The sequence below is a fragment of the Kitasatospora sp. NPDC059146 genome (assembly GCF_042786665.1).
In the GTDB taxonomy this organism is placed as follows: domain Bacteria; phylum Actinomycetota; class Actinomycetes; order Streptomycetales; family Streptomycetaceae; genus Kitasatospora.
This window is the reverse complement of record NZ_JBHZCY010000004.1, coordinates 62,520-88,299: the sequence shown is the minus strand read 5'-3', so window position 1 is coordinate 88,299 and position 25,780 is coordinate 62,520. Positions and strand designations below refer to the sequence as shown.

Sequence of the window (25,780 nt, the reverse complement as noted above, 5' to 3'; positions counted from 1 at the left end):
GCCGTGTCCGTCGGCCACGATGTCAGCAGCCCTCCCTACGCTGGCGGCATGACAGCACAGAACGACGCAGCCCAGCCCGCCTTCCCCGCCCGGATCAGCATCGTCACCCTCGGCGTCTCCGACCTCGACCGCAGCGCCCGGTTCTACCAGGACCTCGGCTGGCGGCGCTCCGCCGCCTCCAGCCCGGAGATCGTCTGGTTCCGCACCTCCGACTCGGTGCTGGGCCTCTTCCCCTCCGAGGAGCTGGCCGCCGACGCGGGCGTACCCGCGACCGGCGAACCCTCCTTCCGCGGCGTCACCCTGGCGGTGAACCTGGAGTCCCCCGCCCTGGTGGACGCCGCGCTGCGCACCGCGGTCGAGGCCGGCGCCGTGGTGGTCAAGCCGCCGGTCCCGACCAGCTGGGGCGGCTACTCCGGCTACTTCGAGGACCCGGACGGGCACCTGTGGGAGCTGGCCCACAACCCGTTCTTCCCCTTCACCGAGGACGGCTCGCTGGACCTCCCGTAGCCCGTCGTCCGCCCCTCCGCCGTCCTCGCCCGCCCCTCCTCAGCCCTTCCTCAGCGCCTCGTCAGCCCTTCGACCGGGCCTTGAAGGCCGCCTTGCGCGCCTCCTTGGCCAGCGCCCGGTCCGTGTGCAGCTCGCCGATCGCCTCCAGGACGTCCGCCGTGTACGGGTGGTCGACCCGCCACAGCTCACCGAACCACGACGCCGGGTCGCCCTTCACCGGCAGGTCGGTGATCAGCTCGCGCAGCAGCGCCGCGTCGCCGCCGCTGTCCAGCAGCTGGGCGGCGAAGGTGTCGACCACCGTCCACAGCGCCATCGTCCGCTCCGGCACCGGCACGTCCGTCGCGCCCAGCGCGGACAGCCAGGCCCGCACCGCACCGCCGAGCTCCGGGTCGTCCAGCACCTCCCGGGCGGCGGGCTCGGCGCCCGCCCCCAGCAGGTTCAGCGCCGAGACGCACAGCATCCGGCGCAGCGGACCGTACGCGTCGTCGCCGCGCGCCGCCGCCAGCAGCTCGCGCGCCGCCGGCTCCGGCTCCCGGCCGGCCACCCAAGCCCGCAGCTCCTCCTCCGGCAGCACGTTGGCCGCCTCGCACACCCCGCGCAGCAGCTCGGCGGCGTCCCCCTGGGCCAGCTCGCCGACCAGCGGGGCGTCGTAACCGTCCTCCAGCAGCCACTGCCGGATGCCGTACTGGCCGAGCGGGGTGAGCCGGACCAGCCCGAAGCGGGCCGACTCCTCCTCGTCCAGCGGCGCCTCCCCGACGAGGGCGGGCTCCTCGCCCTCCTCCTCGTCGAACAGCTCCGGGTCGATCGGCCGGTACTCCAGCAGGCCCAGCTCGGCGAGGTCGCCCAGCATCGGGTCCAGCGCGACCATCACGTCGGTGATGTCGCCGAGCAGTTCCTCGCTCGGCTCCTCGCCCTCCGGCACCACCAGCAGCGCGGCGAGCACGCCCAGCGGCACCGTCTCGTTGCCCGGGTCGGCGAAGGCGGTGGTCTCGTACAGCACCTGGAGCGCCTCGTCGAGCAGCTCGGCGGCGGCGTCCCGGGCCTCCTCGACCTCGCTCAGGCCGTCCTCGTCGTCCTCGTCCGCGTCGTCCCGGTCCGCCTGGTCCGCCTGGTCCGCCGACGCTTCCGCCGCCTCGTCCTGCTCCGGCAGCGAGTCCGCCTCCACCGCCAGTTCCCGGACGATCCCGGCGGCGGTCAGCCACAGCTCCAGGACGGTCTCCGCGTCCCCGCGCTCAGCGGGCTCCAGGTCCGGGCCCGGGACGGCGACGTGCTCGCCCTCCTTGGTCGTGCCCAGCTCCACCAGGTCCAGGTCGCAGGCCAGCGACCAGGCCCGCAGCGCCTCGACCTCGGCCTCCTCCGGCACCTCGCCCTCGGCCGGGGCTAGCCCGAGCAGCCGGGCGACCGGCGCCCGGTCCTCCTGGACGAGGTCCCCGAACTCGTCCACCACCCGGTGCGGGGACGCCCAGCGGGCCAGCGCCAGCGCGTAGCCGAACATCGGCACGGCCTTCGCCTGCTCGGCCAGCTCCTGCTCCGCGGGCAGCTTCACCGGCGGCACCAGGATCGCCGCGTCGTCCAGGTCCTCGTCGTCCAGACCGTGCGCGGCGAACGCCCCGTAGAGGTCCTGGAGCTCCAGGTCCGCGGGCAGGACCGCCTCGGCCGCGCCCTCTCCGGCCGAAGCCCCCGCCCCCGTGTTCTTCCGACGTCGTCCGGCCATCGTCGTGTGCTCTCCCTCAGCCAGCGGTCAGCTCGAACAGCTCCGCGTGTCGATCTACCACCTCAGCGTATAGGCCGGGCACCCCCGATGCCCGGCCTCACAGGGCGCGCAAAGGGGCGCGCGCCGCTTCCACGCGCCCACCCCTTATCCTTCGCTTTGGCACCGCGCACAACCCCGCGCGGGCCACCGGGCAACGAAGCCCCTTCTCTCAGCTCACCCGCTCCACCAGGGAGCCCCGCACCGCGGCCACCACCACAGAGCCTCAGGACGGGCGCGCCGGCACACCCAGCCGACCCCGGTGGCGCCCGGCCACAGGAGACCCCTGCCATGGCGGACCTCTCCCCCGCCGGCTCCGTGCTGCGCACCGCGCAGCTCGACGGACGCCGACTGTCGGAGGCCCTGCTCCCCCTGGAGCTCGCGCCCCGCGCCCAGCTCCAGCTCGCCGCGATCAGCCGCTGGAACGCGCTGCGCGGCATACGCGTCGGCCTGGTCGCCGGCGCCCTGCTGCTGATGCTGATCGGTGCCAACCTGGCGACGCCGATCTACCCGCTCCTCCAGCAGCGCCTCGGCCTCGGACCGCTCGACACCACGATCCTCTTCACGATCTACGTGTTCGCGCTGCTCCCCGTACTGGCCGTGGTCGGCCACTGGTCCGACCACCTCGGCCGCCGCGCCCTGATCCTGCCCGCCGTCGCCCTGGCCGCCGCCGGCGACCTCGTCTTCGCCACCGCCGGCAGCTTCTGGCAGCTCGCGGTCGGCCGGGCCGTCCAGGGCATCGCCGTCGGCCTGTCCACCGGCGCAGCCGGGGCCGCCCTCGGCGACCTGCTGCCCGACCACCCGGCGCTGGCCCCCAAGCTCACCCTGGCCTGTTCCGCCGGAGGCGTCGCGCTCGGCCCGGTGGTCGGCGCCCTGCTCGCCGGCGGCTCGGACCCGCTGCTGACGCCCTTCCTGCTGCACGCCGTCGCCCTGCTGGCGCTCTGCGTGCCACTGGCCCTGGTCCACCCGCGGATGCCCGGCCGCAACCGCCCGCCGGCCTCCCCGCCCCGGATCACCACCCCGGCCCACCTGCGCCCGCAGCGCCTGCGGCTGCCGCGCACCGGCCGCCGCGAGTTCCTGCTCGCCGCCACCGCGGGCTTCATCTCGTACGGGGTCTTCGGCGTCTACCTGGCTCTCGCCCCTGCCTTCTCCGCCAAGCTGCTGCACACCCCCTCGCACCTGACCGGCGCGATCGTGGCCGCCCTGCTGCTCGGCTCCTCGGCCCTCGCCCAGCTGATCATCCCGCCGACCGCCGACCGTACGGTGATCGCCCTCGGCATGACCGGCCTGGCCGCCGGCCTGGGCCTGGTCGTCGCCGCCGGCTACACCGACACACCCGCGCTGCTCTTCATCGGCAGCGTCCTCGGCGGCGTCTGCCAGGGCGTCGCCTTCCGCTCCCTGTTCACCACCGCCGTCGCCGCGATGAACCCGGAACGCCGGGGCTCCGAACTGAGCTCCCTCTGGATCATCGTCTACCTCGGCAGCTCCGCCCCCGTCATCGCCGTCGGCGCCCTCGTCCAGACCTACGGCCTCCTCCCCGCCGTCAGCGGCTTCGCCACCCTCGCCGCCGTCCTCTGCGCCGCCCTCGCCCTCACCATCGCCCGCAAGCCCAAGACGGCCTGACCCCCGCCCACGCACAACCACGGCTGCCCGGGACTTCCCCTTCGGAAGTCCCGGGCAGCGGCGTTCCCGGCCCCGGGCGAACACCCGCGCATCATCCGCTCCGTGGATCAGCCCTACCACCGTTCCCCACCATCCACCCCCCACCCGCCTCCCGGCGGGTGCCCGCCCCTGGGCTTCACCGCGCCAGGCGGCATGTGGAGCTGATGCAGCACGGCTACGCACCTGTCAGGCAGTGAGCGCGATGTCCAGGTATGCCTGCACCGGCTCGAACAGCCCGTACGGCACGTACTCGGGGATCTCGGCAAGTGCCACCCACGCGAAAGCGTCCAGTTCGTCCAAATCCACCACCTCGGCGGTGCCGCCAACGACCTCGCAGGCCGCGTATGACATCAGCCGGCCCGACTTCGGGTGCACCCGCTCACCCAGGAAACCGACGACGGCCACACCCAGTCCGGTCTCCTCCGCCGTCTCGCGAACCGCCGCCTCCTCGGGCGACTCACCAGCCTCGATCTCACCGGCCGGGAACTGCCAAGACAGCTGGCCCTCACCGACCCGCCGCCTCACCATCAGGACGCGGCCTTCCTGGACCACGACCGCGGCGGCAATTCCCGAGCGTTCCTCCGCACTCTGCTGTGTCACGTCTGCTCCTCCAGGACAGCGTGGACGGGTGGGGAATCGTATCGGCGTCGATGAAGCAGGCCACCAAGTTTCGAAGAAACCACATCACGTCGATGTCCTCGACAGCGTCATTGTTGGCTGCCGCACGAACATTCCGAACAAGAGGTTTCGGCGTGGAGTGGCTCAGCGGATCGAGCGGATCACCGCACTCAGCCAGCGTCAGCTCGCCTTGAGGCGATCCATGAGGTCGTCGACGCCGTCGACCTGGCGGTAGGACTGGAACACCGGGGCGAGTTCGCGTACCAGGGTGACGCACCGTTCGGCACCGATCCGGGTGGCGAGGTCGAGGGACTGGTTCGTGACGGCGAGGGCCTGTTCGACCTCGCGTGCCTGTAGGAGGCTGCGGGCCTCGTATGCCAGGAAGATCCCGCGGGTCTTGTCGCGGGAGCGTGGCAACAGGCTCATGCCCTCGTCGATGCGGGCGTGCGCTTCGCCGGGACGGCGGAGGTCGAGCATGCACTGGCCGGAGTCGACGGCCAGGTCTGCCGCGCTCATCCACCGGCACCAGCCTGGGGCCGGGTCGGGGCTGTCGGTCAGCAAGGCCGCCTCGGCGGCGGTGAGGTCGCGGTGACAGTCGGAGGAAGCACCAAGGGCGGCGTGTGCGCGGGCCCGGCGGAGGTAGAGCAGGGACCGGGCGGTGGGGTGCCGGGTGTGGATGAGCGCCTGGCTGAGCGGTTCGACGGCGGCATCGGGCTGGGTGAGCCAGATCGACTGGTAGGCGAAGTCGGAGAGGATACCGGCGCCGAGGTCGCGGTCGCGGGCGGCGTGCGCGTTGGTGAGCGCAGCGTTCCAGAGCTTGCCCGCCGCGAAGTGATGCCCTTGGTCGAAGCGGTGCCAACCGCAGGTGCTGGCCAGGGAGGCGGCCAGCAGGTGAAGCCGCCGGCCGACGGGTTCGGTGTAGCGACCGTGTTCCAGCAGGTCGATCACGGTGTCGAGCTGAGCATCGATCAGCTTGGACGTGTGCTGGCGCTGTTCGGTGGGCAAGGCGGTCAACTTGGCACTGGTGTCTTCCAGCCAGTCGACCAGTTCGGCGTCGACGCGATTGCCGTTCAGAGCAGTGGTGAGCCGGTCGGGTTCGAGGACGGCCCACTGGGCCGAGAGCCCGGCCAGCGCAAGCGCGCTGAAGGTCATGAAGGTGCGGCGGCGATGGTCCATGGCGGCTCTCTGTGCGTCTCGAAGTGCGTGAACGGTGGATGCCGCCCCGAGCGGCACCGGTTGTTCCTGGCCGGGCAGCCAGTGGGGCCACTCGAAGGCTTCCAGGTCGGCGATCGGGACGTCGAAGGCTTCAGCGATCAGGAGCTGGGATTCGATGCTGGGCGTCTTGCGCCAGTTCTCCCACTTGCTGACGGCGGCCTTGTCGGTGCCGGAGCGAAGGCCTTCGGGCCTGCTCCTGGCGGCGTGGTGGATGCGGGCCGCGAGGTCGGTCTGGGACCAGCCGCGAAGCGCGCGGGCGTACGCGAGGGGGTGCCGGATCTGGTCGTCCACGAGACCAATCCCATCATCGACAGTGACCGCGAGCTTACTGCAAGCGATGCCGGGACCACCCCGGGACTACAGACAAAGCCTGGTTGGTGGCCGTGAGTTGGGCTCTACTCTTCGTGCACCGAAGAAGTTCCTTCATGAAGCGGAAGGAGTCTCCACGCCACCGCCTCGCCGCTGTTCCACCTCCGTGCAGTGCCGGTGCTGTGCGAGACCCGAGCGGACGGCGACATCGACCCGAACCGGATTGAGAAGCTGATCCCCCCCCCGCACTCGGGCGGTCATGGTCACCCACCTGTGGGACAAGCCCACCGGCATGGCTGGCCGCGAGGCTCGAATTCTGCCCCCTGCTCACGGGAAAGCGTGTCCGTCTCACGCTGGATGAGGCCAAGCGCCAGAGATAGGGCGCGGCACCACCACTTCGTATCACCGGGTGCCCCGCGCTCTCGCCTTGGCTGTCCGCGGCCCCCATTCATCGACGGCGTTTCTAGCCAGCGCCAGAGCAGTGGAACTGAGGAGGTACTCATGACCCAGACAGCTGATCCACCGCTCGAAGGCAGGACCAGCTCAGCACATGCCATAGGCCGGATTGCATGGTGCGCCTTCAACGACGCCACCACGAACTCGCTCGGTGAATTGGGAGCGTCGTTCCAACAGTTGGACGGCGCGGTCGGTACGAGCTCGGCGACCGGGCTATTGCTGCGCACCTGCCACCGCGTCGAGTGGTACGAGGCGGAACCTGCCATGGTGGCCACCGCGCCGCTCTCGATCCGGCTCAGCCGGAGGATCACTGGCCACGACGCCGCCGCCTCCCGACTGACCCAGATCGCCGCAGGCACGATGTCGCTGATCCTCGGGGAACAGCTCGTCTTCCAGCAGGTGCATGCGGCCTTCGACCGGCTGCCCACTGACCATCCGCTTCGGCCGGCGGGAGCAGAGGTGCTCCTGCTAGCCGACCAGGCGCGGCGCCGCTTCGGTCTCCGCGCTCGACTCGACTACCGCGACCTCGCCCGAACCCTGCTGGGAGTGTCGACAGCTCAGTCGAGCAACCTGGTCGTGGTCGGGGGCGGCATGCTCGCCCAAGCCGTCGCACATGAACTCGGCGATGATCGCCGCGTCTTCCTCCTGACCCGCAACCCCCAAAAGCTTCGTCGGCTCCTGCGGACCGGGTCCGCCGGGACGACTGTTCTACGGATCACGGACCTGCCCGACACCGTTCGGGACAGCGGCTTCGACCTGGTGCTCGCGACGTCCGGGCTCACACCGCAGTACCGCGACCACATCACTCGCCTCGTGGACGCCACCGGACGCCGGCTGGTCGTCGACCTGTGCGCGACGCCCGTCCTGCATGAGCGTCCGAACTACCAGCACCTGCATCACCCGGCCGTCACCGACCTCATCGAGGACGGCAACCGACCAACCATCGAGGCCGCTCGCGCGGCCTCCTCCTGGATCGAGAACCACTATGGAGGATGCAGTTGACCACGATCGTCGACACTCTGGTGATCGGCGCCGGCCCCGCTGGGCTGGTCGCCGCCGATCGCCTCGCTGAGAACGGAGCCAGGGTGCTGCTGGTCGACGCCGGCCGCCTCTACCAGCGTCGGACCTGCCCGGTGGACCTCATGCACTCCTGCAACGGGTGCAAGGGCATCTGCAACGTGATCTCCGGATTCGGCGGCTCCATCCACTACGGGGACGGGGTCAAGCTCTCGCAGTTCCCCAGCGGCAGGCGCCTCGCCGAACTCCTCGGCACCGAACGGGCCGCAGCCCTCGCCGACCGGGCCGTGCGGCGACTGTGCGGTGCGGAGCAGCCTGCCTTCCGCGGAGCACGCCCCACCGACGGCCCGTTCAAGGTCAAGGATTACCCGGTGGCCTCGCTCAGCGCGGAGCAGGTCCGCACGCTGATCGAACGGCTCCACCACCGCATCACAGCCGCCCCGGGCACCGAGTTGCGGATGCAGACACAGGTCACGTCCCTCCGTCCGCTAGGACATGGGTGGCAAGCCGAGACTGCGGGGCATGCCGGCACCAGCGAGACTGTGCACGCGAGTTCGGTGGTCGTCGCAGTTGGACGGCGCGGCCAGCGCTGGTGGCAGCAGGCTCTTCGGCGCCTCGAACTCTCCTACTCCGCGCCCGCTCCCTCCGTGGGAGTCCGCTTCGAGGCCCCGACGGCGCTCCTGCGTCGCGGGTCCGACATCCACGAGGACTTCAAGACCACCATCCTCACCAACGGCGTGAAGATCAAGACGTTCTGCTACTGCGCCGGACCGGGCGGCGGCCGAATCAAGTTCACGGACTACGGCGACCACACGCTCCTCGACGGCCATATCATCCCCGAGGCAAAGACGGGCAGCACCGCGAACTTCGCCCTGCTGGCACAGCTACGAGCCCCCGACGGTACTCCGCGCACCACAGCCTGGGTCGACGAGAACCTCCTCGCGCCGTACCGGAGGCTGAGGACCGACCGGCCGGGCAAGCCCGTCCTCCAGTGGTACCCCGACTTCCGTAGCCGCGCCCTCGACTGCACCAGCCTTGAGCAGTTCGCCGAACTCAGCGGCTTCCACCCCTCGCTTCGCGACTACCAGGTCACCGACCTCGCGGGCATCCTGCCCCGGGCCATCCACGCCGCTCTGTGTGACGCCTTCGAAGACCTGATGGCCTACTTCAACGGCAGCGCCCTGACCAGCCACGCCGCCGCCCAGATCGCCGTGATCGGCCTCGAACTGGAGAACCTCTGGGATGAGTTGAGCCTCACCGACAACCTCGAGACCACGGCCCCCGGTGTGTACGCAGCCGGCGACTGCACCGGGCTGGCCCAGGGCATCCTCCAGGCCGCCGTCGGCGGCCTCGCCGCGGCCGAGGCCATCGCCGACCGCTCCGGCGGCACTACCGGGCTGGCCGCATGACCGGCGCCCAGGCCGTCTCAACGGCCAGCCGAGCCGCCGTCGAGATCTTCGGCGACGACCTCCTGTGCTCCTTCGTCGGCGGCTCGTATGCACGCGGCAGCGACAAGACGACCAGCGACATCGACCTCTTCGTCGTCACCGCTCGCAGCGACCACGACCGGGAGCGGCTCCTCGCCGAACGTCTGCGCGACGTCCACCAGGCCGCCGGCCTCGACTTCGACCACTGCGGAGAGATCCTCACCCTCGACACCCTCAACACCCTGTTGGCCTTCACGGAACACTGCATCGCGGCAGTGCCCGCCGTTCAGCGGTCCGCGTGCTACCTCGCCGACTGTCCGCTGTCGGTGTTCCGCAAGGGCGACGTGGTCTTCAAGTTCCTCACCGACCCGAAGACCGCCGTCCACGACCCGGCGGGCCTGCTGCCGGCGCTCGAAGCCCGGGCCGCGACCTACTTCTCCGCTTGGCCGATGCCCCGGGTCCAGGAGCACAAGGGCCGGTTGCGCCTGCAATCCGGCAGCCCGCAACAGCGGCTCGCCGGCCTGTGGCAGGACAGAGACGCCACGGACTCCTGGACCGACACACCGGTCGGAATCGGGCTGGAGCGCTGGTTCGGTACCGAACTGGCCGCCCGATCCGCAGTCCTGTACCCCGGCAGCCCCGTCAACGTCGCGCCGCCGGACGGCGCCACCTGCCCGCTGTCTGTCGCGGCTCTGGCCTCGCCCTTGTCCGCCCAGTGCCTCGCCTTCCTCCACTCAGAACCGGAAGGACCAGCCCGATGACCAGCGTCTCCCTCGGCATGCCCACCCCGAGGCCGCCGATCTACCGCCAGACCCGCGAACGGTTCGTCTTCCTCTACCCGACCACCGCCTGCGGCCTGCGCTGCAAGACCTGCTACGTCGGCAACGACCGCCTCAACGCCGCCAACACCATGACCATCGAGACCGCCATCAAGATCATGGACTACTTCCGGATCACCGGAGGCCACGACAAGCTCTACCTCCTCGGCGGCGAGCCCACCATGCACCCCGAGCTGCCCACCATCGTCAGCGAGGGTCGCAAGCGCGGCTACCAGGTCACCATCAGCAGCAACGGCGACTTCGACGACGAGCTGTTCGGCAAGATCCCGCCGAGTGCCCTGAGCAGCTTCAACTTCTCCCTGGAGTCCGCCGACCCGCGCATCCACCGCAAGATCCGCGGCAACCCCACCAACTACGACAAGGTCGTCCGCCACATCTCCCAGGCGCGTGAACTCGGCTACCAGGTCCGCGTGATGTGCACCGTCTCGCAGACCAACCGCGAAGGAGCCCTCGACCTCATCCCCTTCCTCGCCGAACTCGGCGCCCACACCCTCAGCTTCCACAACCTCGGCAAGACGGGGAACGGCGCCCGATTCCTCCAGCCGCTCAACCCCACCGAGTGGATGGACTTCTGCGCCGAGATCGAAGCCTTCCCGCCGGAGCCGCGCCTGGCGGTCTACTACCCGCCCACCTTCGTCAAGGCCGGCGACCAGGCGGCATGGTTCGACCGTGGTTACCCCGGCTGTCCCGCCCGCACCCTCGACCGGCCGCACGTCTACCCGGACGGCACCGTCTTCGCGTGCCCCGTCTTCATGGACAACGGCCGGCACCACGCCACCTTCAACGGCGACCGGCTCGTCCTGAACCCCGACCCGAACAACGAGCTCAACGCCTACCTCACCACCGACCCGGTGTGCACCGGCTGCCCCAACACCGGCACCTGCGGCGGCGGCTGCCCCGCGTACTCCCAGATCCCCGCCTACCGGGATGAGGGTTTCTACTCCTGCGACCGCGACACCACGCCGCTGTGCATCCTGTGGACGGTCTCCGCCTGGGGTGCCCGCGAAGACGACTCGCTGCACGCCCTGCGCTGACAAGGGAGAGAAGGGAGACAAGCACCGTGACCGACACCCTCCAACACGCCGCCGCGCACGCCACTGCGGCCAAGGAACCGTTCCTGTTCCTCTACATCACCGAGAAGTGCCAACTGCGCTGCAAGCACTGCTACATGGGCGCCCGCCTCGATGCCGAGCGGCGCATGACCCCCGCTATGGTCGAGGACATCCTCTCCAGCCTCCGCGTCGCCTACGGCCAGTACAAGGTCTACCTGCTAGGCGGTGAGCCGACCACGCACCCCCAGTTCGGCGACATCCTCGACATCTGCAAGGCCCAGGGGTACAAGGCCGTCCTGACCTCCAACGGCCTCATCCCCCCGAAGACCTGGCCCCTGCTGCAGGGCCGCCTCGACTCCTTCTCCTTCTCCATGGACGGCGCCCACCAGGAGACGCACGAGCAGATGCGCGGCGAGAAGACCTGGCGCCCCCTGCTCACCGGCATGGAGCGCGCCGTCGCCGACGGCTTCCAGACCCGCGCCATCTTCACCGTCACCACCGCGAACCGGGCCGACGTGTTCGACGCCATCGACCTCGCCGACTCCATCGGCCTGGAGATGCTCTCCTTCCACTACTTCACCCCCACCGGCCTGGGCCTGGACAAGCCCCACTTCCAGATCCCCCCGGACGAATGGGTGCAGCTGTGCGGCCAGATCCGTGAAGCCGCCGCCGGCCGCCGCGTGCGCGTCTTCTACCCGCCCGCGTTCGCCACCGCAGACCAGCTTCCCGCCTTGCGGTCCGCCGGATACGGCGGCTGCACCGCCCGCAACCTCGAACGCCTCGCGATCTTCCCCGACGGCCGGGTGTACATCTGCTCGGCGTTCTTCGACACCGACCTTCACTACGGCGAGTTCCGCAACGGGGCGATCCACCCCCGTCTCCAGAACGGCATCAGCGAACTCACCCTCGTCAACACCATCTCCGTGAACTGCCGCACCTGCTCGCACAGCTCCACCTGCGGAGGCGGCTGTGCGGCGTACGACCACCTGCAGAAGACCCTGATCAGCAACGACTGCGATCGCACCACGATCCCGGTCTGCCCGCTGTGGTCGATGCCCGCAGAACCGGAGGGAACCGAACACCGCCTGGTCGACCTGCGCTGACCGGCCGGAGGACGAGCAGGGCCCGCACACCCACCAGGGCGTGCGGGCCGCATGCATCACGCCAACTCAGCCAGAGCCTTGTCCAGGCGCACCAGGGTCCGCTCGCGGCCGAGGACCTCCAAGGACTCGAACAGCGGCAGCCCCACCGTCCGGCCGGTCACCGCTACCCGGATCGGAGCCTGGGCCCTGCCCAGCTTCAACCCGAAGACGGCCGCCGTCTCCTCCAGCACCGCCTTGAGTGCGGCCGTCTCCCACACAGCCTCGGCCAGCCGCCGCCGAGCCTCCCGAAGCAGGTCCGCCGCCCCCTCCTTCATCGCCTTCGCCCACGACGCCTCGTCGCGCACCGGCTCATCCAGGAACAGGAAGTCGACGTACGCGGTGATCTCCGACAGCACCGAGATCCGCGTCTGTGCCAGGCCGGCCACGGCGGCGAACTGCACCGGATCGAACGCCTCCGCCACCCAGGGGGCCCGCGGGGAGGACAACCACGGTGCGCACGCCGCCTCGAACTCGTCCACCGGAAGCGCCCGAAGGTACTCGCCGTTGAACGAGGCCAGCTTCTTGACGTCGAAGAACGCAGAGGAGCCGTTCACGTCCTCCACGCGGAACAACTGCTCCAGCTCGGCGTACGGACGGATCTCGACGTCGTCCTTCGGGCCCCAGCCCAGCAGCATCAGGTAGTTGACCACCGCCTCCGGCAGGTAGCCCTCAGCCAGGTAGTCCTCCAGCGCCACCTTGTCGCGCCGCTTGGAGAGCTTCTGCCGCTTCTCGTTGACAATGACCGGCAGGTGCGCCCAGACCGGCGGCTCGGCGCCCAGGGCCGCCCACAGCAACTGCTGCTTGGGGGTGTTCGAGAGATGCTCCTCGCCACGGATCACCTGGGTGATCCCCTCATCGAGGTCGTCTACCACGTTCGCCAGTAGGAACACCGGACTGCCATCGCCCCGCGCGACCACGAAATCCTCGATGGCCGCGTTGGGAAACTCGGGGTTACCGCGGATCAGGTCCGCCACCACAGTGACCCCCTCGTCCGGGGTGCGGAACCGCAGGGCCCGGCCAGCCTCGAAGCCCAGGCCCCGCTCACGGCAGAACCCGTCGTAGCCAAGCTGCTGGGATCCAGTTCGCTCGGCGACCTGCTCGCGCGTGCAGTCGCAGTAGTACGCCCGGCCGGCCGCGTACAGCTCGGCGGCGGCCTCGCGGTGCCGGGTCTCGTTCTCCGACTGGAAGTAGGGGCCCTCGAACGCCGGGTCCGCCTTCGAGATGCCGATGGACGCGAGCGCGCTGATGATCCCCTCGGTCCACTCCTCGCGGTTGCGGGCCGCGTCGGTGTCCTCGATCCGAAGGATGAACTTGCCGCCGCACTGTCGTGCCGTCGCCCAGTTGTAGAGCGCCGAGCGGGCGCCACCGACGTGGAACATGCCCGTGGGGCTCGGAGCGAAGCGGACACGGACGGACGAAGGGGCGACAGTCATGCGAACACGGTAGCGGCGCTCATGGGTTCAAGTTGCCGTTCACCGCGATCGGTGTTGACCTGATGACGGATGGGAGCGGCGTCCTGGGTGTCCAGAGGCGTATCGCGCGTTCACCCGATCGAAGGATGAGCCGGTGTGGATGTACGGAGAGCAACAGGAGCAGACGCGCTGTCGATAGCCCGCCTCCGCGCGCAGATGATCAAGGCACCCCCGACCGGCCGGTGGTTCGAGGACCTCACCGCCTACCTGGTGGATGGCCTTGCCCGCGCTGAGGACATGGCCGGATTCGTCATCGACGGGCCCGCCGATTCTGTCGTCTCAGTCGCACTCGGAAGCATCTACGAAGCGCCACCCGGGCCGACTTACAGCGGCCGGGCCGGGTATGTGCACCTTGTCCAGACGACACCAGGCTGCCGCCGCCAAGGGAACGGCAGGGCGGTCACGACCAGACTCCTGGCCTGGTTCTGGGACCAGGACTGTGGGCTGGTCAGCCTCAACACAAGCGCAGACGGCGCACAGTTGTACCAGTCGCTCGGCTTCGAGAAGAACGAGCGCTCCATGAGGCTGTTCAGGCCTCAGTAGTGCGTGGATGCTCGCGGCGGCCACCGGGCCCGAGTTCAGCCAGGAAGGCCGGGGCGAATACCTCCTGGAGGAAATCCCCCTCCTCCCCGAACCCCGGCTGCGCCTGGGCGAGGCCGAAGCCGCCGAACTCGCGCCCCTCGTCGCACAGTGGCTGCAACGCGGCGCGGCCGACGCCGACCTCGCCCTGGCCCTGCTGCCAGGCCTGCCCATCCTGGTGCACTCGGCAATCGCCGTACTCCGCTACCGCCTGGAGCGCAAGATGCCGCCCGCCCGGCCCGTTGCACGGCCACCAGCCCGGTACGCCGAGTGCGCCACGTGCCACGACCCCGTGCCACGACCGGGCATCTGCCGCCCGTGCGCCGGCCTGACCACCCGAACCGCCATAGCCTGCAAGGACGCGGACGTGGCCACCATAGGTGCCCACCGAGTCCGAACTGCCCTGCGCTCCGCAATAACCGGCCGCCGGCCTACACACATCGCCGCCTGAGCCAGGTTCCATCAGCGCCGCGCGCCGCCTGGCTGGATGGGTGGGGGTGGATGGTAAGAAACGGCGCTGAACCTACCCACCGAAGCCGACCACCCACAGGTTCACTCAGCCCCGAGCAGCGGCGTTCCCCTGTCCAGGAACTCCAGGGCTTCCAGGCGTCGGTGACGATCTCGACATCGAACGGTTCCGGGAGTCGAACGGACTCCCCGAATTCCACTCACCCAAGGACTCGTACGGTCCGACCTTCGACAGAACAGAGCCTCCCATGGACGACATCACCTTCCGACGTGTCACCGTGACCCTGCCCCACCTGAACGAGCCCGGCCTGTACCTGTCCAACGTCACCACCCTGGACTCCGCCCGGGGCATCGTCCAGGACTTCCAGTACGGCGACGCCGACCTGCGAGCCCTGGACCTGGCCGAGACCCGCCTCGTCACCGGCCGCGTCTCCAACCTGCGGGCCGACCGCGTGCGGCTCGACCAAGTCCGCCTGGAATCCGTCGAGTTCGACACCTGCGACCTCGCTACCGCCCGCATCACCGACAGCAAGCTCTCCCGGGTCGTCTTCCGCAACTGCAGGATCATGGGCGCCGGGCTCATCGGCGTGACCCTGGACAACGTCCTCTTCGACAACTGCAAGCTCGACTACGCGACCTTCGAGCAGATCCGCGCCACCGGCGCGGTCGTCTTCTCCAAGTGCGGGCTCACCGAGGCGTCGTTCACCGGCTGCGACCTCAGCGGCGCGGTCCTCGACACCTGCACCCTGCGGCTGACCGAGTTCGGCCGGGGCAAGTACCAGGACCTTGACCTGCAGGGCAACGACCTGACCACACTGCGGGGCGTCGCCAACCTCGGCAAGGTCCTCATCGACCGCGCCCAGCAGGCCGAACTCGCCGAAGCCCTGGTCGCCGAGCTGGACGTGACCTTCGCCGACACCCTCGACGACCGGTGAACCACGGCCGGGAGGAACCCGCGTGACTCTCGCTATCGCCCACACAAGGTCGCCGGCACCTGTGCTTCAACCTCGGTCCCGGGGCCTGCAACCTCCTGCTCGGCCTCCGATCCATCTGCCACGATCTCCATACCCACCCCGAGCACCACTATCCGCACACCGACCACCTGCGGGCCTACATCGTTCACGGGCTGCCCCTGCGAATCCTCTGGCTGCGGCTCGACCTCGGCAAGGGCTGCATCACCCTGCTCCATCACCGTCGCGCGCCCGCCTGGCCCGGCGGCGCGCGGCGAGGGCCGGGGCGGGCACCCGCCGGCAGGCGGGTGGGGGGGGGGGATGGTGGGGAACGGCGGCAGAACCACTCAACTAAGCAGACCACGCGCGGGTGTTCACCCGGTGGCGGAAACGCCGCTGCCCGGGACTCCACGAAGGAGTCCCGGGCAGCGGTTGACGATCGACGATCGACGGACGACCTCAGACGTTGAAGCCGAGCGCGCGCAGCTGGTCGCGGCCGTCGTCGGTGATCTTGTCCGGGCCCCACGGCGGCATCCAGACCCAGTTGATCCGCAGGTCCTGGACCAGGCCGTCGGTGGCGGTCTTGGCCTGGTCCTCGATGACGTCGGTCAGCGGGCAGGCCGCCGAGGTGAGCGTCATGTCGATGGTGGCCACGTCGGACTCGTCGATGTGGATGCCGTAGATCAGGCCCAGGTTGACGACGTCGATGCCCAGTTCGGGGTCGACGACGTCCATCAGGGCCTCGGTCAGGTCCTCGACCGAGACGGTCCCGGCGGTGGTGCCGACGATGATGACGCCGTTCGGCTGCTCCTCCGCGGCGGTGTCCGCAGCGGAGGCCGTGGCATCGGCGGTGGCGGCGGCGGTGGTGCTCTCGTCACTCATGGTCTTGTCCTCCCTCTGCAGGTTCAGTCGTTCACAACGGGGTGCTTGGCGAGCGCCTGGGCGGTGGCGTCCTTCCAGGCCATCCAGCTGAGCAGCGCGCACTTGACCCGGGCCGGGTACTTGGAGACGCCGGCGAACGCGACCGCGTCCTCCAGCACCTCCTCGTCGCCCTCGCCCTGGCCCTTGCTCTGCATCAGCTCCAGGAAGGCCTCCTGGACGGCCTGGGCCTCGCCGACGGTCTTGCCGACGACCAGCTCGTTCAGCACCGAGGCGCTGGCCTGGCTGATCGAGCAGCCCTGGGACTCGTACGAGACGTCGGCGACGGTCGCGCCGTCGAGCTTCACCCGCAGGGTGATCTCGTCGCCGCACGTCGGGTTGACGTGGTGCACCTCGGCGTCGCCGTCCCGCAGCCCCTTGCCCTTCGGGTTGCGGTAGTGGTCCAGGATGATGTCCTGGTACATCGAGTCGAGCTTCATGATCGTCCTGCCCTGTCCCGTCAGCCGAAGAAGTTCCGGACGTGGTGCAGGCCGTCGATCAGTGCGTCGACCTCGCCCGGCGTCGAGTACAGGTAGAACGACGCCCGCGTGGTCGCCGGAATTCCGTACCGGAGGCAGACCGGACGCGCGCAGTGGTGTCCGACGCGCACGGCGATGCCCTGCTCGTCCAGCACCTGGCCCACGTCGTGCGGGTGGATGTCGCCGAGGGTGAAGGAGATCGCGGCACCGCGGTCCACGGCCGTGCGCGGACCGATGATCCGCAGGTCGGGGACCTCCAGCAGGCGCTCCACCGCGTACTCGGTGATCGCGTGCTCGTGCGCGGCGATCTTGTCCATGCCGATGGCCGACAGGTAGTCGATGGCCGCGCCGAGCCCGACCGCCTGGGCGATCGGCGGGGTGCCGGCCTCGAACTTGTGCGGCGCCGGGGCGTAGGTGGACGAGCCCATGGTGACGGTCTCGATCATCTCGCCGCCGCCGAGGAACGGCGGGAGGTCCTCCAGCAGCTCCTGGCGGCCCCAGAGCACGCCGATGCCGGTCGGGCCGAGCATCTTGTGGCCGGTGAAGGCGACGAAGTCGGCCTCCAGCGCCTGGACGTCGAGCACCATGTGCGGCGCGGCCTGCGAGGCGTCGATGACGACCAGCGCGCCGACCGACTGGGCCTTGCGGACGATCGTCTCGACCGGGTTGACGGTGCCGAGCAGGTTGGAGACCAGGGTGAAGGAGACCACCTTGGTCTTCTCGGTGATCAGCTCGTCGATGTCGGACAGGTCGAGCCGGCCCTCGTCGGTGAGCCCGAACCACTTGAGCTTCGCACCGGTGCGCTGCGAGAGCAGCTGCCACGGGACGATGTTGGAGTGGTGCTCCATCTCCGTGATCACGATCTCGGAGTCGGCGTCGACCTTGTACGGCTCGTCGGCCCAACCGAGCATGTTGGCAACGAGGTTGAGCGACTCGGAGGCGTTCTTGGTGAAGATCACCTCGTTGCGGCTCGGCGCGTTGACGAAGGCCGCGACCTTGTCGCGGGCGCCCTCGTACAGCGCCGTGGCCTCCTCGGCGAGCACGTGCACGCCGCGGTGGACGTTGGCGTTGTGCCGCTCGTAGTAACCGTTCAGCGCCTCCAGCACCTGGCGCGGCTTCTGCGAGGTCGCCGCGTTGTCCAGGTAGACCAGCGGCTTGTCCTCGTGGAGCAGACGCTGCAGGACCGGGAAGTCCTTGCGGATCGCGTCGGTGTCCAGCAGTCCCGTAAAAGCGTGGGTCACTCGGAAGCGCCCCCCTTCACATACGCCTCGTAGCCCTCGTTCTCCAGCTTGTCGGCCAGCTCGGCGCCGCCGGACTCGACGATGCGGCCGCCCGCGAAGACGTGGACGTGGTCGGGCTTGATGTACCGCAGGATGCGGGTGTAGTGGGTCACCAGCAGGGTGCCGACCTCGCCGGTGGAGCGGACCCGGTTGATGCCCTCGGATACGATGCGCAGCGCGTCGACGTCCAGGCCGGAGTCGGTCTCGTCGAGGATCGCGATCTTCGGCTTGAGGAGCTCCAGCTGGAGGATCTCGTGGCGCTTCTTCTCACCGCCGGAGAAGCCCTCGTTGACGTTGCGCTCGGCGAACGCCGGGTCCATCTGCAGGGCGGCCATCGCCTCCTTGACCTCCTTGACCCACAGCCGCAGCTTGGGGGCCTCGCCGCGGACGGCGGTGGCGGCGGTGCGCAGGAAGTTGGAGACCGAGACGCCGGGGACCTCGACCGGGTACTGCATGGCCAGGAAGACGCCGGCCTTGGCGCGCTCGTCGACGGACATCTCCAGGACGTCCTCGCCGTCCAGCAGCACGGTGCCGCCGGTGACGGTGTACTTCGGGTGGCCGGCCAGCGAGTAGGCCAGGGTGGACTTGCCGGAGCCGTTCGGACCCATGATGGCGTGGGTCTCGCCCTGCTTCACGGTCAGGTCGACGCCCTTCAGGATCTCGCGCGGGCCGTTCTCGGCGTCGACGGAGACGTGCAGGTCGCGGATTTCAAGGGTTGCCATGTGTACTCAGGACTCCTGGTTGACGGAGACGAGCACATCGTCCCCTTCGATCTTTACGGGGTAGACAGCGACCGGCTTGGTGGCGGGCAGGCCGGAGGGCTTGCCGGTGCGCAGGTCGAAGCTGGAGCCGTGCAGCCAGCACTCGATCATGCAGTTCTCGACCTCGCCCTCCGAGAGCGAGACGTTCGCGTGCGAGCAGGTGTCGTTGATCGCGAACACCCCCTCGTCGGTGCGGACGACCGAGACCGGCACGCCGTTGAGGTCCACGCGCTTGGGCACGTCCTCCTGGAGGTCGCTCAGCGCGCAGGCACGCAGGAAGCTCATCGGGATCAGACCGCCGCTTCCAGCTCTGCGTCGATCTTCACCAGGAGCTGCTCCTGGACCTCGGCGACCCCGATCTGCTGGAGCAGCTCGGCGAAGAAGCCGCGGACCACCAGACGGCGGGCCTCGTCGGCCGGGATGCCGCGGGCCATCAGGTAGAACAGCTGCTCGTCGTCGAAGCGGCCGGTCGCCGAGGCGTGGCCGGCGCCGACGATCTCGCCGGTCTCGATCTCCAGGTTCGGGATCGAGTCGACCCGGGCGCCGTCGGTGAGCACCAGGTTCCGGTTGAGCTCGTAGGTGTCGGTGCCGAGCGCGGCGGCGCGGATCAGCACGTCGCCGACCCAGACCGCGTGGGCGTCCTGGCCCTGCAGCGCGCCCTTGTACGCCACGTTCGACCGGCAGTGCGGCGTGTCGTGGTCGATGACCAGGCGGTGCTCCAGGTGCTGGCCGGCGTCGGCGAAGTACAGGCCGAACAGCTCGGCCTCGCCGCCGGGGGCCGCGTAGTTGACCCGCGGGTGGAGGCGCACCAGGTCGCCGCCGAAGGTGACGACCACGGACTTGAACGAGGCGTCCCGGCCGACCAGCGCGCTCTGCTGGGCGACGTGGACGGCGTCCCGGTCCCAGTCCTGGACGGAGACGAAGGTGAGCTTGGCGCCGTCGCCGACCAGCAGCTCGACGTTGGCGGCCCGGGTGCCGGTGCCCTCGTGGTTGAGCACCACGACGGCCTCGGCGAACGGCTTGACGTCGATCACCACGTGGGCGAAGCGGACCCCGCCCTCGGCGCGCACGTCGATCCTGACCGGCTCGGTCAGCACCGCGTCCTTGGGGACGGTGACCACCAGGGCCTGCTCGAACGCGCTGAACGCCTGCGCGGCGACCCGGTCGACCGGCGTGCCGGCCTTGCCCAGCCGGGCGTCGTCGCGGCCGACGGTCTCGGCGGTGACGCCGTCCGGCAGCGCGAACTCGACCTTGTCCGCGCCCCGCTCACCGGCGGCGGCGGTGCCGTCGTGCAGGCCGGCGAGGCGGTGCAGCGGGGTGAACCGCCAGTCCTCCTCGCGGCCGGTGGGCACCGGGAAGTCGTTCACGTCGAAGGACGGCTTGACCGCGACGCGCGCGTCGATCGGCTGGTGGACGCTGGTCCGGCCGGTGCCGGGGCCGGCGAGCTGCTCGCCCGCGCCGGCGGTACCGACCTCGATCGAACCGGCGGTGGTGGAGCCGGTGGTGTTCTGAACGTCAGCCATGGCTGTTCGTAGTGCTCTCTTCCTCAGGAAATCCGGATGGATGGCGGCGGTTCGGCCGGTCGTCAGCCGACCGCGCCCTCCATCTGCAGCTCGATCAGCCGGTTGAGCTCCAGCGCGTACTCCATCGGCAGCTCGCGCGCGATCGGCTCGACGAAGCCGCGGACGATCATCGCCATCGCCTCGAACTCGGTCATGCCCCGGCTCATCAGGTAGAACAGCTGGTCCTCGCTGACCTTGGAGACGGTCGCCTCGTGGCCCATGGACACGTCGTCCTCGCGGACGTCCACGTACGGGTAGGTGTCCGAGCGGGAGATGGTGTCGACCAGCAGCGCGTCGCACAGCACGTTGGACTTGGCGCCCTTGGAGCCCTCACCGATCTCGATCAGACCGCGGTAGGAGGTCCGGCCGCCGCCGCGCGCCACCGACTTGGAGACGATGTTGGAGGAGGTGTTCGGCGCCATGTGCACCATCTTGGCGCCGGCGTCCTGGTGCTGGCCCTCGCCCGCGAAGGCGATCGACAGGGTCTCGCCCTTGGCGTGCTCGCCCATCAGGTAGACGGCCGGGTACTTCATGGTGACCTTGGAGCCGATGTTGCCGTCGACCCACTCCATGGTCGCGCCCTCGTACGCCACGGCGCGCTTGGTGACCAGGTTGTAGACGTTGTTCGACCAGTTCTGGATGGTCGTGTAGCGGCAGCGGCCGCCCTTCTTGACGATGATCTCGACGACCGCCGAGTGCAGCGAGTCGGAGGAGTAGATCGGCGCGGTGCAGCCCTCGACGTAGTGGACGTAGGCGTCCTCGTCGACGATGATCAGCGTCCGCTCGAACTGGCCCATGTTCTCGGTGTTGATCCGGAAGTAGGCCTGGAGCGGGATGTCCACGTGCACGCCCTTCGGCACGTAGATGAACGAGCCGCCGGACCACACCGCCGTGTTCAGCGCGGCGAACTTGTTGTCGCCGGCCGGGATGACGGTGCCGAAGTACTCCTTGAAGATCTCCGGGTGCTCGCGCAGCGCGGTGTCGGTGTCCAGGAAGAGGACGCCCTGCTCCTCCAGGTCCTCGCGGATCTGGTGGTAGACGACCTCGGACTCGTACTGGGCGGCGACACCGGCGACCAGGCGCTGCTTCTCCGCCTCCGGGATGCCCAGCCGGTCGTAGGTGGCCTTGATGTCCGCGGGCAGGTCCTCCCAGGACTCGGCCTGCTTCTCGGTGGAGCGCACGAAGTACTTGATGTTGTCGAAGTCGATGCCGGTGAGGTCGGAGCCCCAGGTCGGCATGGGCTTCTTGCCGAACAGCTTGAGGCCCTTGAGCCGCAGGTTCAGCATCCACTCGGACTCGTTCTTCTTCGCCGAGATGTCGCGGACGACCTCCTCGCTGAGCCCGCGCTTGGCCGCGGCGCCGGCGGCGTCCGGGTCGGCCCAGCCGTACTCGTAATTGCCGAGGCCTTCGAGCTCGGGGTGCGAAACGGTGTCAGTCATGCGAGCTTCCTAACGCGCGGACGCTGAATCTTCGGTGGACGCGGAGTTTTCATGTGCTGGCAGTCGGCACTGCATCGGAACCGCGGCCCGCCGGGGGCTGGGCAGGCGACGATGCGGCACCGGGTGCCGGCACATAGGTGGTGCAGACCCCGTCGCCGTGGGCGATGGTGGCCAGCCGTTGCACATGGGTGCCCAGGAGCTGGGAGAAGACCTCGGTCTCCGCCTCGCAGAGCTGCGGGAACTGCTCGGCGATGTGCGCGACCGGGCAGTGGTGCTGGCAGAGCTGGGCGCCCGCCGGGGCCTTGGCCACGGCCGACGGGACACGCCGCACCGTGGCAGCGTACCCGTCCGCGCTCAGCGCCTGGGCGAGGGCCTCCGGACGCTCCTGCGCCTCGGCCCCCAGCAGTGTCTCCCGGTACTTCTCGCCCTGCTTGCCGAACCGGGCGCGGGCGAAGGCGGCGACCGCCTCCTCGCCCGCCTTGCCGCCGCCCACCGCGTCGGAGATCCAGCGCAGCGCGTCGGCGGCGAGCTGGTCGTACGCCTGGTAGAAGGCGTCCCGGCCGGCGTCGGTGAGGGCGAAGACCTTGGCGGGGCGGCCCCGGCCCCGGCTGCCGTAGACCCGCTGTTCGCGGGACTCGACCAGACGGGCGGCGGCCAGGCCGTCCAGGTGGCGGCGGACGGCGGCGGCGGTGAGGCCGAGCCGGGTCGCCAGGTCGGCGGCGGAGGAGGGGCCGTGGTCCAGGATCGACCGGGCGACCCGGTCCCTGGTGGCCCGGTGGCCCTCCAGCAGCACCTCGGCGGCCGTCACGGGCACGTCGCAGCCGGGGGCCGACTCGGCCTCCTGCTGCGGGGTGTGCTCGCGCATGTTTTTCACAACACCAGTGTTGCGTAATTACTTCCGGCAGGACAAGCCGTGATGCAGGCCTCACTCGTGTCATCTGTCACGCAGGTAAGCCTTACCTGACCTGCATCGATGATCACCAAGGCCGGTCTCCGGACCGGGCGTTCGGCCCGGGTGTTCGGTCCTCTTAGACTCGCCGGTATGCATTCCGAACCCGCGGTCCAGGTCTCCGGGCTGGTCAAACGCTACGGCGACAAGGTCGCGGTGGACGGCCTCGACCTGACCATCGCGACCGGCGCGATCACCGCCGTCCTCGGCCCCAACGGCGCCGGGAAGACCACCACCATCGAGACCTGCGAGGGCTACCGCCGCCCCGACGCCGGCACCGTCCGCGTCCTCGGCCTCGACCCGGTCGCCCAGAGCGCCGCCCTGCGGCCCCGGATCGGCGTCATGCTCCAGTCCGGGGGCGTGTACGCGGGCGCGCGCGCCGTCGAAATGCTCCGGCACACCGCCAAGCTGCACGCCCACCCGCTGGACGTGGACGCCCTGGTCGAGCGCCTCGGCCTCGGCTCCTGCGGCCGCACCACCTACCGCCGGCTCTCCGGCGGCCAGCAGCAGCGGCTCGCCCTCGCGATGGCCGTGGTCGGCCGCCCCGAACTGGTCTTCCTGGACGAGCCCACCGCCGGCCTCGACCCCCAGGCCCGCCGCGCCACCTGGGACCTGGTCCGCGACCTGCGCCGGGACGGCGTCACCGTGGTCGTCACCACCCACCACATGGACGAGGCCGAACAGCTCGCCGACCGCGTCGCCGTCGTCGACCGCGGCAAGGTCATCGCCGACGGCACCGTGACCGAGCTGTGCCGCGGCGGCGCCGAGGACGCCCTGCGCTTCGACGGCCCGCCCGGCCTCGACCTCGGCCCGCTGCTCAAGGAGCTGCCCGCCGGCGCCACCGCCACCGAGACCGCCCCCGGCAGCTACCGCGTCGAGGCACCCCTCGACCCCAGCCGGCTGCTGGCCACCGTCACCGGCTGGTGCGCGGCCTCCGGCATCCTGCCCGAGCGGCTGGCCGTACAGCGCCGCAGCCTCGAAGACGTCTTCCTCGACCTGACCGGACGGGAGCTCCGCTCGTGACCACCACGACCGACTACGCGCCGAGGCCCGGTGCCGCACCCGTCGGCCGGATGCTGCTCGCCCAGACCGCCTTCGAGACGAAGATGCTGCTGCGCAACGGTGAGCAGCTGCTGCTCACCGTGGTCATCCCGACCGTGCTGCTGGTGCTGTTCTCCGCCGTGGACGTCGTCACCGTGGAGGGCCCCGGCAAGCGGGTCGACTTCCTGGCGCCCGGCCTGCTCGCCCTGGCCGTGATGTCCACCGCCTTCACCGGGCAGGCCATCGCCACCGGCTTCGAGCGCCGCTACGGCGTGCTCAAGCGGCTCGGCGCCAGCCCGCTGCCGCGCTGGACGCTGCTGACCGCCAAGACCGGCTGCGTCCTGGTGACGGAGGTCCTCCAGGTCGCCCTGCTGTCGGTGATCGCCCTGGCCCTCGGCTGGTCCCCGCACGGCAACCCGTTGGCCGTCGCCGCCCTGCTGGTCCTCGGCACCGCCGCCTTCTCCGGGCTCGGCCTGCTGATGGCCGGCACCCTCAAGGCCGAGGCCACCCTGGCCGCCGCCAACCTGGTGTTCATCCTGCTGCTGCTGGCCGGCGGGGTGATCGTGCCGCTGAGCAGGTTCCCGGACGCCGTGCGGTCGGCGCTGGAGCTGCTGCCGATCTCGGCGCTCTCGGACGGGCTGCGCTCGGTGCTCCAGCACGGCGCCGGGGTGCCCTGGTCGGACCTCGGGATCCTGGCCGGCTGGGCCGTCCTGGGGCTGGCCGCGGCCGCCCGGTTCTTCCGCTGGGAGTAGCCGCCCGGAGCAGCCACCCGGAGCAGCAGCCAGGAGTGGCCACCGGGAGTGGCCGCCTCCCCGTCAACGCCTGACGCCCCCGACCTGTCGAGGTCGGGGGCGTCAGGTGTTCTAGCCGGTCACCGGGGGTCAGCCCTGGGTGCCGCCGCGACGCTTGCGGGCGAGCAGCACGAGCGCGCCGCCGACCAGCAGCACGCCGCCGCCGGCCGCCGCGATCATCGGGGTGGCGTCATTGCCACCGGTCTGGGCCAGCGCCGGGGCGCTGGTGCTGGGCGCCGGGGCCGGGGCGGCCGGGGTCGTCCGGCTGGGGGTGGGGGTCGGGGTGGCCGACGGGGTCCCGCTCGGGGTGGGCGTCGTCGACGGGGTGCCGGTCGGCGTCTGCGTCGGGGTCGGCGTGGGGGTGGGCGTCTTGGTGGGGGTCGGGGTGGGCGTCGGGGTCGGGGTGTGGCACGGCGCGATGGTCTTGGTCTCGTCGATGTTCCACCCCTTCTCCGCCGGGGTCTCGGTGGTCTTGACCACCAGGTGGGCGACGATCGGGGCGTCGTGGTCCTTCACCGGGTACTTGCCGTGGAACTCCGCCGGGAACCCCTGGGCGTCCACGACCTTCTCGTCACCGATGGTGAGGCTGACGGTGTTCTTCACGTCGGCCTTGGGGCTGTAGTTGATCAGGTCGACCACGACCTTGTCGCAGGTCACCGACCAGGTCGGCACGTGCGCCGAGGCGTTGGTGGCCAGTGCCAGCGGCAGGAGAATTCCGGCCGCCGCCGTACCGGCGAGTGCCGCCGCGCCCATCCGAATGTGCCGCTGCTGTCGCGCCATTACCCTGTTCCCCTCCGAACGGTCGTACGCAGCAGGCGGGTTGAAGTGGTTCGCAGTGGCCCACTACGACATGTCCGGGGGACTCTACCGGCACTTCCGCACCTCGCCACACCCCGCCGTACGACCGGATTTCGTCTGTCCGTGCGTTCTTGGATGTGCTCGACCAGCCCATCACAGCCGCCACCTCGCAGAACGCGAATTCGGCACACTTGAATGAACTTGGTCACTTTCAGAACAACGGCGCCCCCGGTGATCAGGTTCAATCACCGGGGGCGCCCTGTCGACACGTCGACGAACGGTCGGAGCACTCAGGCCTT

Annotated in this window: 25 protein-coding genes; 11 read left to right on the top strand and 14 right to left on the bottom strand. The window is 70.1% G+C overall.

The window, feature by feature from the left end:
• Positions 1 to 48: 48 nt before the first annotated feature.
• The gene (locus ACFXPX_RS02895) at positions 49 to 507 is read left to right on the top strand and encodes a VOC family protein (RefSeq protein WP_375894462.1); all 459 of its coding nucleotides are present in this window, start codon (positions 49 to 51) and stop codon (positions 505 to 507) included.
• 61 nt (positions 508 to 568) lie between these two features.
• Here the strand turns inward: ACFXPX_RS02895 and ACFXPX_RS02890 are convergent, their stop codons facing one another.
• Positions 569 to 2,221, bottom strand: coding sequence for a hypothetical protein (locus ACFXPX_RS02890; RefSeq protein WP_380639364.1), 1,653 nt, complete (start codon positions 2,219 to 2,221; stop codon positions 569 to 571).
• A gap of 327 nt (positions 2,222 to 2,548) precedes the next feature.
• Here ACFXPX_RS02890 and ACFXPX_RS02885 point away from each other — a divergent pair, with 327 nt between their 5' ends.
• Positions 2,549 to 3,880: an MFS transporter gene (locus tag ACFXPX_RS02885; protein ID WP_380525205.1), complete on the top strand. Its 1,332-nt coding sequence runs from the start codon at positions 2,549 to 2,551 to the stop codon at positions 3,878 to 3,880.
• Between the two features lie 225 nt (positions 3,881 to 4,105).
• On the opposite strand, the gene ACFXPX_RS02880 is transcribed toward ACFXPX_RS02885, so the two are convergent.
• Positions 4,106 to 4,519: an NUDIX hydrolase gene (locus tag ACFXPX_RS02880; RefSeq protein WP_380639362.1), complete on the bottom strand. Its 414-nt coding sequence runs from the start codon at positions 4,517 to 4,519 to the stop codon at positions 4,106 to 4,108.
• A gap of 198 nt (positions 4,520 to 4,717) precedes the next feature.
• Positions 4,718 to 6,043, bottom strand: coding sequence for a helix-turn-helix transcriptional regulator (locus ACFXPX_RS02875; RefSeq protein WP_380639360.1), 1,326 nt, complete (start codon positions 6,041 to 6,043; stop codon positions 4,718 to 4,720).
• 519 nt (positions 6,044 to 6,562) lie between these two features.
• Between ACFXPX_RS02875 and ACFXPX_RS02870 the strand changes: the two genes are divergently transcribed.
• Genes ACFXPX_RS02870 through ACFXPX_RS02850 form a run of 5 tightly spaced genes read left to right on the top strand, consistent with a single transcriptional unit; the run spans position 6,563 to position 11,955 of the window.
• Positions 6,563 to 7,519, top strand: a complete 957-nt coding sequence (locus tag ACFXPX_RS02870; RefSeq protein ID WP_380639358.1) for a hypothetical protein — start codon at positions 6,563 to 6,565, stop codon at positions 7,517 to 7,519.
• A complete protein-coding gene (locus ACFXPX_RS02865) occupies positions 7,516 to 8,943 on the top strand; it encodes an FAD-dependent oxidoreductase (protein WP_380639356.1) in 1,428 nt (475 codons plus the stop codon). The genes ACFXPX_RS02870 and ACFXPX_RS02865 overlap by 4 nt, the downstream gene beginning before the upstream one ends.
• The gene (locus tag ACFXPX_RS02860) at positions 8,940 to 9,722 is read left to right on the top strand and encodes a nucleotidyltransferase domain-containing protein (protein WP_380639354.1); all 783 of its coding nucleotides are present in this window, start codon (positions 8,940 to 8,942) and stop codon (positions 9,720 to 9,722) included. Before ACFXPX_RS02865 ends, ACFXPX_RS02860 begins: the two co-directional genes overlap by 4 nt.
• Positions 9,719 to 10,834, top strand: a complete 1,116-nt coding sequence (locus ACFXPX_RS02855) for a radical SAM protein (protein WP_380639352.1) — start codon at positions 9,719 to 9,721, stop codon at positions 10,832 to 10,834. The genes ACFXPX_RS02860 and ACFXPX_RS02855 overlap by 4 nt, the downstream gene beginning before the upstream one ends.
• 26 nt (positions 10,835 to 10,860) lie before the next feature.
• Positions 10,861 to 11,955 carry a radical SAM protein gene (locus ACFXPX_RS02850; RefSeq protein WP_380639350.1) on the top strand — a complete coding sequence of 365 codons (1,095 nt, stop codon included), beginning with the start codon at positions 10,861 to 10,863 and terminating at the stop codon, positions 11,953 to 11,955.
• A 56-nt stretch (positions 11,956 to 12,011) separates the two neighbouring features.
• Here ACFXPX_RS02850 and gltX read toward each other — a convergent pair whose 3' ends face one another.
• The gene (gene gltX / locus ACFXPX_RS02845) at positions 12,012 to 13,373 is read right to left on the bottom strand and encodes a glutamate--tRNA ligase (RefSeq protein WP_380639431.1); all 1,362 of its coding nucleotides are present in this window, start codon (positions 13,371 to 13,373) and stop codon (positions 12,012 to 12,014) included.
• Positions 13,374 to 13,622: 249 nt separating this feature from the next.
• Here gltX and ACFXPX_RS02840 point away from each other — a divergent pair, with 249 nt between their 5' ends.
• Positions 13,623 to 14,009, top strand: coding sequence for a GNAT family N-acetyltransferase (locus ACFXPX_RS02840; protein WP_380639348.1), 387 nt, complete (start codon positions 13,623 to 13,625; stop codon positions 14,007 to 14,009).
• Here the strand turns inward: ACFXPX_RS02840 and ACFXPX_RS02835 are convergent.
• A complete protein-coding gene (locus ACFXPX_RS02835) occupies positions 13,996 to 14,229 on the bottom strand; it encodes a hypothetical protein (RefSeq protein WP_380639346.1) in 234 nt (77 codons plus the stop codon). The genes ACFXPX_RS02840 and ACFXPX_RS02835 overlap by 14 nt on opposite strands.
• 532 nt (positions 14,230 to 14,761) lie before the next feature.
• On the opposite strand from ACFXPX_RS02835, the gene ACFXPX_RS02830 reads away from it, so the two are divergent.
• Positions 14,762 to 15,448: a pentapeptide repeat-containing protein gene (locus tag ACFXPX_RS02830; protein ID WP_380639344.1), complete on the top strand. Its 687-nt coding sequence runs from the start codon at positions 14,762 to 14,764 to the stop codon at positions 15,446 to 15,448.
• A gap of 474 nt (positions 15,449 to 15,922) precedes the next feature.
• On the opposite strand, the gene ACFXPX_RS02825 is transcribed toward ACFXPX_RS02830, so the two are convergent.
• From ACFXPX_RS02825 to ACFXPX_RS02790, 8 genes are all read right to left on the bottom strand, one after another.
• A complete protein-coding gene (locus ACFXPX_RS02825; RefSeq protein ID WP_078860786.1) occupies positions 15,923 to 16,255 on the bottom strand; it encodes a metal-sulfur cluster assembly factor in 333 nt (110 codons plus the stop codon).
• Positions 16,256 to 16,368: 113 nt separating this feature from the next.
• Positions 16,369 to 16,821: a Fe-S cluster assembly sulfur transfer protein SufU gene (gene sufU, locus ACFXPX_RS02820; protein WP_375888443.1), complete on the bottom strand. Its 453-nt coding sequence runs from the start codon at positions 16,819 to 16,821 to the stop codon at positions 16,369 to 16,371.
• Between the two features lie 20 nt (positions 16,822 to 16,841).
• The gene (locus tag ACFXPX_RS02815) at positions 16,842 to 18,101 is read right to left on the bottom strand and encodes a cysteine desulfurase (protein WP_375888440.1); all 1,260 of its coding nucleotides are present in this window, start codon (positions 18,099 to 18,101) and stop codon (positions 16,842 to 16,844) included.
• Positions 18,098 to 18,862, bottom strand: coding sequence for a Fe-S cluster assembly ATPase SufC (gene sufC, locus ACFXPX_RS02810; protein WP_375888437.1), 765 nt, complete (start codon positions 18,860 to 18,862; stop codon positions 18,098 to 18,100). Before sufC ends, ACFXPX_RS02815 begins: the two co-directional genes overlap by 4 nt.
• A gap of 6 nt (positions 18,863 to 18,868) precedes the next feature.
• Complete coding sequence (locus ACFXPX_RS02805) at positions 18,869 to 19,186, bottom strand: bifunctional 3-phenylpropionate/cinnamic acid dioxygenase ferredoxin subunit (RefSeq protein WP_375888434.1); 318 nt, start codon at positions 19,184 to 19,186, stop codon at positions 18,869 to 18,871.
• Between the two features lie 5 nt (positions 19,187 to 19,191).
• Complete coding sequence (sufD, locus tag ACFXPX_RS02800; RefSeq protein WP_375888431.1) at positions 19,192 to 20,424, bottom strand: Fe-S cluster assembly protein SufD; 1,233 nt, start codon at positions 20,422 to 20,424, stop codon at positions 19,192 to 19,194.
• Positions 20,425 to 20,486: 62 nt separating this feature from the next.
• On the bottom strand, positions 20,487 to 21,902 hold the full coding sequence (sufB, locus tag ACFXPX_RS02795; RefSeq protein WP_375888428.1) for a Fe-S cluster assembly protein SufB: 1,416 nt from the start codon (positions 21,900 to 21,902) through the stop codon (positions 20,487 to 20,489).
• 49 nt (positions 21,903 to 21,951) lie between these two features.
• On the bottom strand, positions 21,952 to 22,767 hold the full coding sequence (locus ACFXPX_RS02790; protein WP_375888425.1) for a helix-turn-helix transcriptional regulator: 816 nt from the start codon (positions 22,765 to 22,767) through the stop codon (positions 21,952 to 21,954).
• Positions 22,768 to 22,944: 177 nt separating this feature from the next.
• Here ACFXPX_RS02790 and ACFXPX_RS02785 point away from each other — a divergent pair, with 177 nt between their 5' ends.
• Positions 22,945 to 23,874, top strand: coding sequence for an ABC transporter ATP-binding protein (locus ACFXPX_RS02785; protein WP_375888422.1), 930 nt, complete (start codon positions 22,945 to 22,947; stop codon positions 23,872 to 23,874).
• Positions 23,875 to 23,924: 50 nt separating this feature from the next.
• A complete protein-coding gene (locus ACFXPX_RS02780) occupies positions 23,925 to 24,644 on the top strand; it encodes an ABC transporter permease (protein WP_380594797.1) in 720 nt (239 codons plus the stop codon).
• Positions 24,645 to 24,773: 129 nt separating this feature from the next.
• Here the strand turns inward: ACFXPX_RS02780 and ACFXPX_RS02775 are convergent, their stop codons facing one another.
• Positions 24,774 to 25,463 carry an LAETG motif-containing sortase-dependent surface protein gene (locus tag ACFXPX_RS02775; RefSeq protein WP_375888420.1) on the bottom strand — a complete coding sequence of 230 codons (690 nt, stop codon included), beginning with the start codon at positions 25,461 to 25,463 and terminating at the stop codon, positions 24,774 to 24,776.
• Positions 25,464 to 25,780 lie beyond the last annotated feature (317 nt).

Bases quoted from the DNA above. Each gene is read 5' to 3' on its own strand.
- ACFXPX_RS02860 (WP_380639354.1), top strand. From the start codon at position 8,940: ATGACCGGCGCCCAGGCCGTCTCAACGGCCAGCCGAGCCGCCGTCGAG.
- ACFXPX_RS02840 (WP_380639348.1), top strand. From the start codon at position 13,623: ATGATCAAGGCACCCCCGACCGGCCGGTGGTTCGAGGACCTCACCGCC.
- ACFXPX_RS02895 (WP_375894462.1), top strand. From the start codon at position 49: ATGACAGCACAGAACGACGCAGCCCAGCCCGCCTTCCCCGCCCGGATC.
- sufD (WP_375888431.1), bottom strand. From the start codon at position 20,424: ATGGCTGACGTTCAGAACACCACCGGCTCCACCACCGCCGGTTCGATC.
- ACFXPX_RS02805 (WP_375888434.1), bottom strand. From the start codon at position 19,186: ATGAGCTTCCTGCGTGCCTGCGCGCTGAGCGACCTCCAGGAGGACGTG.
- ACFXPX_RS02830 (WP_380639344.1), top strand. From the start codon at position 14,762: ATGGACGACATCACCTTCCGACGTGTCACCGTGACCCTGCCCCACCTG.
- sufC (WP_375888437.1), bottom strand. From the start codon at position 18,862: ATGGCAACCCTTGAAATCCGCGACCTGCACGTCTCCGTCGACGCCGAG.
- ACFXPX_RS02775 (WP_375888420.1), bottom strand. From the start codon at position 25,463: ATGGCGCGACAGCAGCGGCACATTCGGATGGGCGCGGCGGCACTCGCC.
- ACFXPX_RS02790 (WP_375888425.1), bottom strand. From the start codon at position 22,767: ATGCGCGAGCACACCCCGCAGCAGGAGGCCGAGTCGGCCCCCGGCTGC.
- gltX (WP_380639431.1), bottom strand. From the start codon at position 13,373: ATGTTCCACGTCGGTGGCGCCCGCTCGGCGCTCTACAACTGGGCGACG.
- ACFXPX_RS02890 (WP_380639364.1), bottom strand. From the start codon at position 2,221: ATGGCCGGACGACGTCGGAAGAACACGGGGGCGGGGGCTTCGGCCGGA.
- ACFXPX_RS02870 (WP_380639358.1), top strand. From the start codon at position 6,563: ATGACCCAGACAGCTGATCCACCGCTCGAAGGCAGGACCAGCTCAGCA.
- ACFXPX_RS02785 (WP_375888422.1), top strand. From the start codon at position 22,945: ATGCATTCCGAACCCGCGGTCCAGGTCTCCGGGCTGGTCAAACGCTAC.
- sufB (WP_375888428.1), bottom strand. From the start codon at position 21,902: ATGACTGACACCGTTTCGCACCCCGAGCTCGAAGGCCTCGGCAATTAC.
- ACFXPX_RS02885 (WP_380525205.1), top strand. From the start codon at position 2,549: ATGGCGGACCTCTCCCCCGCCGGCTCCGTGCTGCGCACCGCGCAGCTC.
- ACFXPX_RS02855 (WP_380639352.1), top strand. From the start codon at position 9,719: ATGACCAGCGTCTCCCTCGGCATGCCCACCCCGAGGCCGCCGATCTAC.
- ACFXPX_RS02780 (WP_380594797.1), top strand. From the start codon at position 23,925: ATGCTGCTCGCCCAGACCGCCTTCGAGACGAAGATGCTGCTGCGCAAC.
- sufU (WP_375888443.1), bottom strand. From the start codon at position 16,821: ATGAAGCTCGACTCGATGTACCAGGACATCATCCTGGACCACTACCGC.